This window comes from Janthinobacterium sp. SUN176, from assembly GCF_030587335.1.
GTDB classification, from domain to species: domain Bacteria; phylum Pseudomonadota; class Gammaproteobacteria; order Burkholderiales; family Burkholderiaceae_D; genus Janthinobacterium; species Janthinobacterium kumbetense.
This window is the reverse complement of sequence record NZ_JAPWIA010000004.1, coordinates 16,275-26,384: the sequence shown is the minus strand read 5'-3', so window position 1 is coordinate 26,384 and position 10,110 is coordinate 16,275. Positions and strand designations below refer to the sequence as shown.

The following is a 10,110-nucleotide window of genomic DNA, read 5'->3' as shown; positions in this document are numbered from 1 at the left end:
CTGCTGGTTGAAGGTAGTTGCCAGGGGGCATAAAGCACAATATTGTCGCACGGAAATGCTCACTTTCCTGCGTAATACTCAGGCACGATGAGGGTGACTTCCAGTCCACCGTCGACATGATTGAGCAGTGAAACCGTGGCGCCATGCTGTTCGGCGATATTGCGCGCGATGGTCAGGCCCAGGCCCGTGCCGCCCGATTCGCGCGAACGCGAAGTCTCGATGCGGTAAAACGGTTCGAACACTTTAGCCAATTGATCTGGCGCAATGCCTGGCCCCCCGTCGCGGATGCGGATGCGCGCGGCACCCGGGATGCGCTCGACGGCAACCTGCGCGTACAAGCCATATTTGACGGCATTGTCGATCAAGTTCACCAGGCAGCGCCGCATGGCGATCGGGCGCGCCATCAAGGCCATGCCTGCCTGCCCATTCAGGGTGACTTTCTGGCCGGCATCAGCCGCGTCGGAACAGACGCTATCCAACAGGGAATCGAGGTCGAGCGCCTGCATCGCTTCCGTGCTATCCATCGAGCGGGCCAGGTCCAGCCCTTCCTTGACCATGCTCTGCATGGCCGACAAATCGCCCACCAGGCGGTCATACAATTCCGTATCGGCCACTTTTTCCAGGCGCAAACGCAAGCGCGTCAGCGGCGTCTGCAAGTCGTGCGTGATGGCAGCCAGCATCTGTGTCCGCTGGGAAATATGCTGGCGGATGCGCGCCTGCATGGCATTGAAGGCGGCGCTGGCCTGGCGGATCTCGCTGGCGCCCGACAGGGTCAGCGGCGGATGGTTGATGTCGTTGCCCAGGTCTTTCGCCGCCTGCGCCAGCTGCTTGAGCGGGCGCATGGTCATGCGCGTGACCAGGTAGGCGAGGATGGCGATGCTGATCAGGAAAGGCAGCAAGGTCATCCAGTCGTTGTGTTCATTGAACGGCGGCTGCTGGCGCGGCGGCAAGACCATCAGGCGCAGCACGTGGCCATCCTGCATGCGCACGTCGAGGTTTTCGCACGTGCCGCCCCATGGCTTGGCGGCAAACATGCCCGGCGTCTGGCGCGGTTTGACGCAGGCGGCCGGGCGTTCGGCCAGCGCGCTGACCTTGAAACCTTCGCCCAGCTTGGCTTGCAGGGCGGTGGAAAACTCCGTCGGCGCGCCGGGCGTATGTTCCGTTTCGGGACGCAGTTCCAGGCGCACGCTGCCTTTGTTGGCCACTTTCAGGTAGGCGGCGCGCGAGGCCAGCGGCACCACGTCGGCCGCCATCACCAGCTGCTCGGCCCGCTCGACGGCGTGGTAGTCGCGGTATTGCTCGATGGCGCGCTGACGTTCGCCCACGGCCAGCCACTGCGTCAGCGCGGCCGACGCGACGATGCCGATCAGCAAGAACATGAAGACGCGGCCCGTCATCGACCCGAGGAAGGCCTTCACGCGTGCGGCTCCACATTGACCTGGCCGGCCAGCACGTAGCCGCCGTTGCGCACGGTCTTGATGATTTGCGGCAAGCGGGCATCTTCACCGAGCTTTTGCCGCAGGCGGCTGATCTGGATATCGATCGAGCGGTCGAACGGGTCGGCGTCGCGGCCCTGCGTCAGGTTCAGCAGCTGGTCGCGGTTGAGCACGCGGTTCGGGTGTTCCAGGAACACGCGCAGCAAGCGGAACTCCGCGCCCGACAGCATGATCACGAGGCCGCTGGGATTGAGCAGGTGGCGCGCCGTCAAGTCCAGGGTCCAGCCGGAAAAGCGGATTTGCTGCGCCTTGTCCGATGGCACGTTCGACGGCATGGCATGGCTGCGGCGCAACACGCTGCGTATGCGCGCCAGCAATTCACGCGGTTCGAACGGTTTCGGCAAGTAATCGTCGGCGCCCATTTCCAGGCCCAGGATGCGGTCCAGCGGTTCATTGCGCGCCGTCAACATGATCACCGGCACCGTCGATTGGGCGCGCAGCTTGCGGCACAGGGTCAGGCCATCGTCGCCGGGCAAGTTCAAGTCGAGCACGATCAAGTCGGGCCGCGTTTCGTCGAGGATTTTCCACATGGCCGTGCCATCTGCCGCGCCCAGGGTGCGGTAGGCGTTCGTTTCCAGGTAGTCCGCCAGCAAGCTGCGGATATCGCGGTCATCGTCGACGATGAGAATTGTAGAAGTGGGTTCCATGGTACGAATTATCCCCACTTCCCCCAGCCTTGCACAGCGCATTTGTATCGTCTTGTATATAGGAGACCCGAAGAAACATATAGATACAAACTGTCTGGCAGCGGACACTTCGGGGAAACATGGCGCGTCCAACATGGATTCATGTGCAGCAACATGTACATCCCTCACTTTTACAAAGGAATCCAGATGAACGCCTCAATGACAACCTTGCGCAAGAATTTGATCATCGCCATGAGCGTACTCGGCATGGGTGCGGCATCGCTGACCGTCCACGCCCAGGAAGCGGCCGCCAGCGCGCCTGCCGCCAGTACCAAGATGCAACACGATGGCCAGCACCGCGGCGGCAACCCGGCCGAGCGCATGGCCAAGTACCAGGCCCGCCTGCACGACAAACTGAAGCTGACGGCCGCGCAGGAACCGGCCTGGGCCACTTTCACGGCCGCCAATGCGCCGAAAAAACCGATGGGCGACTGGAAAGCCAAGCGCGAAGCGATGACCAAGCTGTCGGCGCCGGAACGCATGGAGCAATGGATCGCCATGTCGAAGGAGCGCATCGCGAACCAGGAAAGCCGCCTGGCCTCGCTGAAAACCTTTTATGCCGTGCTGACCCCGGAGCAAAAGAAAGTGTTTGACGACAGCGTGCCTGGCGGCAAGCACGGCGGCCACCGCGGTGGGCACCGTGGCGCTCACGACGACATGCAGCAGCATCCCAAAGCCGGCTAAGTTGTAGCGGGTGTAAACACAGAAAAAGCCTGCAATGCAGGCTTTTTCTTATTGGCGAGACAAGTGACCGCTTACTGCCCGTCGAGCTTGCGCAACGAGGTCAGGAAGGTGGCGGCGTTCTGGAAACCGATCACGCGCGATTGGGCGATTTCCTGCCCTTGCGGGTTGAACATGATGATGCCAGGCGGGCCGAACAGCTGAAAACGTTTCAGCATGGCCTTGTCGTCCGCATCATTGGCCGTCACGTCCACTTGCAGCAGCACGGCTTGCCCCATCTTCTCGCGCACGACGGGATCGACGAAGGTCAGCTTTTCCATTTCGATGCAGGACACGCACCAGTCCGCATAAAAGTCCAGCAGGGCCGGCTTGCCATTGAGCTGGGCCAGCGCCGCATCGAGCTGCGCCACGGTCTTTACGCGCATAAACGGTTGCGCATGCACTTGCCCGCCGCCGAGGTGGGCCAGCGGCGCCAGCGGATCGCGGCCACCGCTGGCCACACCCACCAGTTGCATCGCGCCCAGCACGGCAAACACGAGGCCGAAGGCCTTGGCGATCCAGGCGTTCTTCGCGCCGCTCTTGCCCACCAGCAAATACATGCCGTAGCCGACAAACAGCACCGTCCAGCCCATCATCTGCACGGCGCCCGGCAGCACGGGCGAGACCAGCCACCAGGCCACGCCCAGCTGCAGTACGCCAAAGAAGCGCTTGACAGCGTCCATCCAGGCGCCTGCACGGGGCAGCAGGGTACCGGCCGACACGCCAACCAACAGCAGAGGTACGCTCATGCCCACCGCCATGGCAAACAAGGCGCTGCCGCCGATGACGACGTCGCGCGTCTGGCTGATGTACAGCAAGGCGCCGGCCAGCGGCGCGGCCACGCAGGGCCCCACGATCAGGGCGGAAATGGCGCCCATGACGAACACGCCCGCCAGGCGGCCCGACGATTGCTGGTTCGACACGGACGTCAGCTTGCCTTGCAGGAAAGCCGGCACTTGCAGCTCATACAAGCCGAACATCGACAGCGCCAGGCCTGCCATCAGCAGGGCAAAGAAGCCCAGCACCCACGGATTTTGCAGCTGGGCCGCCAGGCCTTCGCCTGCCAGGCCGGCCGCCACGCCCAGCGCCGTGTAGACGATGGCCATGCCCAACGCGTACGTCAGCGACAGCAGCAAGCCGCGCGAACGACTGACCTTGGCGCCATCGCCGATGATGATCGACGACAAAATCGGCACCATCGGCAACACGCACGGCGTAAATGCCAGGCCCAGGCCCAGCAGCATGAACAGGGGCACGATGACGAGCAGCTTGCCGCCCTTCAGGGCCGCTTCGATCTTGCCCATCTCGCTTTGCGCGGGCGCAGGGCTGGCCGCCACGGGCGCTGCCGCTACCGGCTCGGGCGTGCTGGTGATATTGGCCTGGGGAATGCTCATGACGGACACGCCGGGCGACGCCTGCGCCTGCGGGCCGTTGACGGCGGCCGTGTCGACTGCCGGCGCGGCCGGCAAGGCGAACTTCGACGGCAAGCCGCCCGGCGCCATGCTCTGGCCGCCGCCACCGCCTACCAGCTGGGCCGTGGCATCCTGCGGCGCATAGCACAGGCCCTTGTCCGAGCAGCCCTGGCCCGTCGCCTTCAGGGTGAACGCGCCGGCCGCTTCCACGGGAATGGTGATGGTGAGGGTCTGGCGGAAGGTTTCCACGTTCTTCTGGAAAGTGTCGTCGAACTTGACCTTGCCCTTCGGATAAACTGGCGTACCCAGCTTGGCGCCCACGGCTTCGAACTTGAAGCGCTCGTGGTACATATAGTAGCCATCGGCAATCACATAGGTGACGGCAATGGTGGACGGGTCCTGCATGCGCGCGGAAAATTTAAACGCCAGCTCGGGATCGAGGAATTCATCGTCGGCACGGGCCTGATTGGCGCCAAAGACGGCCATGGCCAGCAGCAGACAGGTGGCAAGCCAGATCAGCAGTTGATGTAGGGGAGCGGCGCGCGCGGTGGCGCTGGAAGGGAAACGGGACATGAACAACCTTTTTCTGCGGCATCAGCTGTGCCATTCGACAAGAGTCGCGCGGAGCGGGCAGCGCTTGTGCCGGGCCGGCGCGAAAGAAGAATAGTACACCGCAGCAAGGATAGCTGCAGCAGAAAACAAAAAAGCCAGGCTAGGCCTGGCTTTCTCAGATGCAATTACTGGGATTACTCGCCAGCAACTTCAACTGCTTCGGTCGTATCTGGACGATCCATCAGTTCAACGAACGCCATAGGAGCGTTATCGCCGACGCGGAAACCCATTTTCAGGATACGCACATAACCACCGTTACGGTTGGCGAAACGTGGGCCCAGTTCAGCGAACAGTTTGACGACCATTTCACGGTCGCGCAGGCGGTTGAAGGCCAGACGCTTGTTTGCCAGGGAGTCGGTTTTGCCCAGGGTCAGAATTGGCTCGACAACGCGGCGCAGTTCTTTTGCTTTTGGCAGGGTGGTTTTGATCGCTTCGTGACGCAGCAGCGATACTGTCATGTTGCGCAGCATTGCCAGACGGTGGGACGAGGTACGATTCAGTTTACGGAGGCCGTGACCGTGACGCATGATAAATCCTTTCGGTGAGTGTTTAAATTCCAGCTCTTCGATCAATGAGGCGGAAGCTTCATCGCGGGCCGGTTTGGTGCTACAAAATAAAAGCCTGGGACACCTGTCCCAGGCAGTTTGCTACAACTACGTATTACTTTTCCAGGCCGGCAGGCGGCCAGTTTTCCAGCTTCATGCCCAAGGTCAAGCCGCGCGATGCCAGCACTTCCTTGATTTCATTCAGGGACTTGCGGCCCAGGTTTGGCGTTTTCAGCAGTTCGTTTTCCGAACGTTGGATCAGGTCGCCGATGTAGTAGATGTTTTCCGCTTTCAGGCAGTTCGCCGAACGCACGGTCAACTCCAGGTCGTCGACTGGACGCAACAGGATAGGATCGACCAGCGGAGCGCGCGATGGCGCTTCGGCGGCGGCTTCCGTGCCTTCCAGGGCAGCGAACACATTCAACTGGTCCACCAGGACGCGGGCCGACTGGCGGATCGCTTCTTCCGGCGAGATCACGCCGTTGGTTTCGATGTTGATGATCAGCTTATCCAGGTCGGTACGCTGTTCAACGCGGGCCGATTCAACGAAGTACGATACACGGCGCACTGGCGAGAACGACGCATCCAGGATGATGCGGCCGATGGTCTTGTTCGTGTCTTCCGACAGGCGACGCACGTTACCAGGAACGTAGCCGCGGCCTTTTTCAACCTTGATCTGCATGTCCAGCTTGCCACCAGCGGTCAGGTGGGCGATCACGTGGTCAGGGTTGATCAGTTCGACGTCATGCGGCAGGTCGATGTCGGAGGCCAGGATGGCGCCTTCGCCTTCTTTTTTCAGGGTCAGGGTTACCGAATCGCGGTTGTGGACTTTGAAAACCACACCCTTCAAGTTCAGCAACAGATCGACGACGTCTTCTTGCACGCCATCGAGGGAGGAATATTCGTGGACGACGCCAGCGATCGTCACTTCGGTCGGCGCGTAGCCTACCATCGACGACAGCAGAACGCGGCGCAACGCGTTACCCAATGTGTGGCCATAGCCGCGCTCGAACGGTTCCATCACGACCTTGGCGTGACCTGCACCGAGAGCTTCAACATCGATAATACGTGGCTTCAACAAACTGTTTTGCATGAAATGTCCTTTTCAATACCCTCGGCTCATTACACCGATAAGGCTGATGGCATTAGTAAAACGCCCACTCAAGAAAGTGAGTGGGCGGGAGTCTTGCTAACTACTATTAACGCGAGTACAGCTCGACGATCAGCGATTCGTTGACGTCGTTAGCGATTTCGTTACGCTCTGGCAGGGACTTGAAGGTGCCTTCCATTTTCTTGGCATCAACCGAAACCCAGCTAGGCATACCAACTTGTTCAGCCAGCGACAGTGCTTCAACGATACGCACTTGCTTTTTCGATTTTTCACGAACAGCAACGATGTCGCCAACTTTGACTGCGTACGAAGCGATGTTCACAACGATACCGTTCACGGTGAACGCTTTGTGGCTGACCAATTGACGCGCTTCAGCGCGGGTCGAGCCAAAGCCCATGCGGTAGCAAACGTTGTCCAGACGCGTTTCCAGCAACTTCAACAGCGTTTCGCCGGTGTTGCCTTTACGACGGTCTGCTTCAGCGAAGTAGCGGCGGAATTGACGTTCCAGCACGCCGTACATGCGCTTGACTTTTTGCTTTTCGCGCAGTTGGTTACCGTAGTCCGAGGTGCGGGCGCCGGATTTGACACCGTGCTGGCCTGGCTTGACGTCCAGTTTGCACTTGCTGTCCAGCGAGCGACGTGCGCTCTTCAGGAACAGGTCTGTACCTTCACGGCGGGAAAGTTTTGCTTTAGGTCCGATATAACGTGCCACGATACTTCCTTTTTTTAAATGATAACGCCCCAGCCACATGCATGATCAAACACACTGATGCGGTTAGGCGCTAGTCTGATTTGGTTTCAATCAGACGGTGGCTGAAAACGAAAAACCCGTCAAACAGGATTTGACAGGCAAGAACAGCCGGGCAGTATAACCGTTTCCGGCTCCCTGCTCCAGCGTTTTCACACAACTGTACTGAGTTACAACAGACAGCAAAGCAGCTGGCGCCGAAGCGCCCTCTGCAACACTATCTTAGATACGACGACGTTTCGGTGGACGGCAACCGTTGTGCGGTACCGGCGTCACGTCCTGGATCTCGGTGATCTTGATGCCCAGGTTGTTCAGCGCGCGAACGGCGGACTCACGACCAGGACCTGGGCCCTTGATACGTACTTCCAGGTTCTTCACACCACACTCAACAGCCACTTTACCAGCGGCTTCCGCGGCGACCTGCGCTGCGAATGGGGTCGATTTACGCGAACCCTTGAAGCCTGCACCGCCGGAGGTAGCCCACGACAAGGCATTGCCTTGACGATCGGTGATGGTAATGATGGTGTTATTGAACGAAGCGTGGACATGCGCGATGCCTTCAGCGACGTTCTTTTTAACTTTTTTACGCACGCGTGCTGATGCGGCGTTATTTTGCGACTTAGCCATAATTATTCCCTAGCGGATTATTTTTTCAGCGATTGAGCGGCTTTACGCGGTCCCTTGCGGGTACGTGCGTTCGTACGCGTACGCTGGCCACGGCAAGGCAGACCCTTACGATGACGCATGCCGCGGTAGCAACCCAGATCCATCAAACGCTTGATGTTCATGGACAGTTCACGACGCAGATCGCCTTCGACGATGAATTTACCTACTTCATCGCGCAGCTTTTCCAGTTCGCTGTCATCCAGATCTTTGATCTTTTTGTTGGTTGCTACACCGGTCGATGCACAGATTTTCTCTGCGCGTGGACGGCCCACACCGTAGATGGCCGTCAGGCCGATAACGGTATGCTGATGATTTGGGATATTAACCCCTGCAATACGTGCCATTTGTTATTCCTCGATTAACCTTGACGCTGCTTGTGACGTGGTTCCACGCAGATAACGCGGACTACGCCTTTGCGCTTGATGATCTTGCAGTTGCGGCAGATCCGCTTGACTGATGCGAGAACTTTCATTTTTGGGCTCTTTCTTTCGCTTCTTTGGTTTGATTCAGTGTGTTACTTGGTACGGAACACAATGCGGGCTCGGCTCAGGTCGTACGGCGTTAACTCCACCGTCACCTTGTCTCCAGGGAGAATGCGAATATAGTTCATCCGCATTTTACCTGAAATATGCCCGAGCACCACGTGTCCGTTCTCCAGCTTCACTCGAAATGTTGCATTTGGGAGATTCTCAAGAATCTCGCCCTGCATCTGTATGACGTCGTCTTTTGCCATTCGGTATGTTTACCGCGCTTAACGCGTCGGAATTCCGCCCTTGAAATTTGCTTTGCGCAGCAGTGAATCATATTGCTGCGACATCACGTAGTTCTGTACTTGCGCCATGAAATCCATGGTGACAACTACAATAATCAATAAAGAAGTACCGCCGAAATAGAATGGTACTTTCCACTGGGCTTGCATAAATTCCGGCAATAAACACACCAGGGTGATGTAGACTGCGCCGGCAAGTGTCAAGCGTGTCAGGATCTTGTCGATGTAACGGGCTGTCTGTTCGCCTGGACGGATCCCGGGAATGAACGCACCGCTTTTCTTCAAGTTATCCGCTGTTTCCTTGCTGTTAAAGACCAGCGCTGTATAGAAGAAACAGAAAAACACGATCGCCACTGCGTACAACAGCGCATGGATAGGCTCACCAGGCCCCATCGATGCTGCCAAATCTTTCAAGAACCGCACCGCAGGGTTAGCATTGTCGGCGCCCTTTGAAAACCAGTCCACGATAGTGGCCGGGAACAAGATGATCGAAGAAGCAAAGATCGGCGGGATCACGCCGGCCATGTTCAGCTTCAACGGCAAATGGCTGGTTTGACCGCCATAAATCTTGTTGCCTACCTGGCGCTTCGCGTAATTGACCAATATTTTGCGCTGACCACGTTCGACGAATACGACGAAGTACGTTACCAGTGCTACCAGGATCACGATGAAAATCGCGCTGAAGCTGCCGATCGAACCATTCGACACCTGAGTGAACAAGCCACCCAACGCCGACGGCAGACCTGCTGCAATCCCGGCAAAAATGATGATCGAGATGCCATTCCCCAAGCCACGCTCGGTAATTTGCTCACCCAACCACATCAAAAACATTGTTCCGGTCAACAAAGTGACGACCGTCACGAAGCGGAATGCAAGACCAGGTTCCAACACCAGACCAGCTTGCGACTCCAGTGCGACTGCAATGCCTAACGCTTGGAACAGTGCCAGGGCAACCGTGAAATACCGGGTGTACTGGGTGATCTTGCGACGACCTGCTTCGCCTTCTTTTTTCAACGCTTCCATCTGCGGTGACACGATCGACAGCAATTGCATGATGATCGAGGCCGAGATATAAGGCATGATACCCAGCGCAAACACTGTAAAACGAGACAAGGCACCGCCCGAGAACATGTTGAACATGCCCAGGACGCCGCCTTCGTGCTCCTTGAACAGCGAGGCTAATTGTGTCGGGTCAATCCCGGGAACCGGGACGTGAGCACCGATACGATAAACCACCAATGCGCCAAGCAAAAACCAGAGCCGTCCCCAAGGGAAACCGGCCGCTGCACTTTTAGCAAGTTGTGGATTAGTCGCCAATTTTCGCTCCGATCAAGCTGTTAGCGGT

The 10,110-nt window shown here is 58.3% G+C and carries 12 protein-coding genes; 1 reads left to right on the top strand and 11 read right to left on the bottom strand.

Annotation, left to right across the window (positions count from 1 at the left end):
- Nucleotides 1–59: 59 nt before the first annotated feature.
- Complete coding sequence (locus O3299_RS22985; RefSeq protein WP_099665736.1) at nt 60–1,418, bottom strand: ATP-binding protein; 1,359 nt, start codon at nt 1,416–1,418, stop codon at nt 60–62.
- A complete protein-coding gene (locus tag O3299_RS22980) occupies nt 1,415–2,143 on the bottom strand; it encodes a response regulator (RefSeq protein ID WP_034753223.1) in 729 nt (242 codons plus the stop codon). The genes O3299_RS22985 and O3299_RS22980 overlap by 4 nt, the downstream gene beginning before the upstream one ends.
- A gap of 186 nt (nt 2,144–2,329) precedes the next feature.
- Here O3299_RS22980 and O3299_RS22975 point away from each other — a divergent pair, with 186 nt between their 5' ends.
- Nucleotides 2,330–2,866, top strand: a complete 537-nt coding sequence (locus O3299_RS22975) for a Spy/CpxP family protein refolding chaperone (RefSeq protein ID WP_305063276.1) — start codon at nt 2,330–2,332, stop codon at nt 2,864–2,866.
- A gap of 71 nt (nt 2,867–2,937) precedes the next feature.
- Here O3299_RS22975 and dsbD read toward each other — a convergent pair whose 3' ends face one another.
- The 9 genes from dsbD to secY all read right to left on the bottom strand — a co-directional run bounded on the left by dsbD (nt 2,938) and on the right by secY (nt 10,082).
- Nucleotides 2,938–4,887, bottom strand: a complete 1,950-nt coding sequence (gene dsbD / locus O3299_RS22970) for a protein-disulfide reductase DsbD (RefSeq protein WP_305063275.1) — start codon at nt 4,885–4,887, stop codon at nt 2,938–2,940.
- 173 nt (nt 4,888–5,060) lie between these two features.
- Nucleotides 5,061–5,453, bottom strand: a complete 393-nt coding sequence (gene rplQ / locus O3299_RS22965) for a 50S ribosomal protein L17 (RefSeq protein ID WP_034753219.1) — start codon at nt 5,451–5,453, stop codon at nt 5,061–5,063.
- Nucleotides 5,454–5,586: 133 nt separating this feature from the next.
- Nucleotides 5,587–6,564, bottom strand: a complete 978-nt coding sequence (gene rpoA / locus O3299_RS22960) for a DNA-directed RNA polymerase subunit alpha (protein WP_008444343.1) — start codon at nt 6,562–6,564, stop codon at nt 5,587–5,589.
- Nucleotides 6,565–6,670: 106 nt separating this feature from the next.
- Nucleotides 6,671–7,294, bottom strand: a complete 624-nt coding sequence (gene rpsD, locus O3299_RS22955; RefSeq protein WP_010394478.1) for a 30S ribosomal protein S4 — start codon at nt 7,292–7,294, stop codon at nt 6,671–6,673.
- Nucleotides 7,295–7,552: 258 nt separating this feature from the next.
- Complete coding sequence (gene rpsK / locus O3299_RS22950; protein WP_010394475.1) at nt 7,553–7,957, bottom strand: 30S ribosomal protein S11; 405 nt, start codon at nt 7,955–7,957, stop codon at nt 7,553–7,555.
- Nucleotides 7,958–7,974: 17 nt separating this feature from the next.
- Entirely contained in the window at nt 7,975–8,340 is a 366-nt protein-coding gene (rpsM, locus tag O3299_RS22945) for a 30S ribosomal protein S13 (protein ID WP_046681666.1), read from the bottom strand.
- Nucleotides 8,341–8,354: 14 nt separating this feature from the next.
- Nucleotides 8,355–8,468: a 50S ribosomal protein L36 gene (gene rpmJ, locus O3299_RS22940; RefSeq protein WP_010394471.1), complete on the bottom strand. Its 114-nt coding sequence runs from the start codon at nt 8,466–8,468 to the stop codon at nt 8,355–8,357.
- 42 nt (nt 8,469–8,510) lie between these two features.
- Entirely contained in the window at nt 8,511–8,729 is a 219-nt protein-coding gene (gene infA / locus O3299_RS22935; RefSeq protein WP_005663428.1) for a translation initiation factor IF-1, read from the bottom strand.
- A gap of 18 nt (nt 8,730–8,747) precedes the next feature.
- Nucleotides 8,748–10,082, bottom strand: a complete 1,335-nt coding sequence (gene secY, locus O3299_RS22930) for a preprotein translocase subunit SecY (RefSeq protein ID WP_010394438.1) — start codon at nt 10,080–10,082, stop codon at nt 8,748–8,750.
- Between the last annotated feature and the right edge of the window lie 28 nt (nt 10,083–10,110).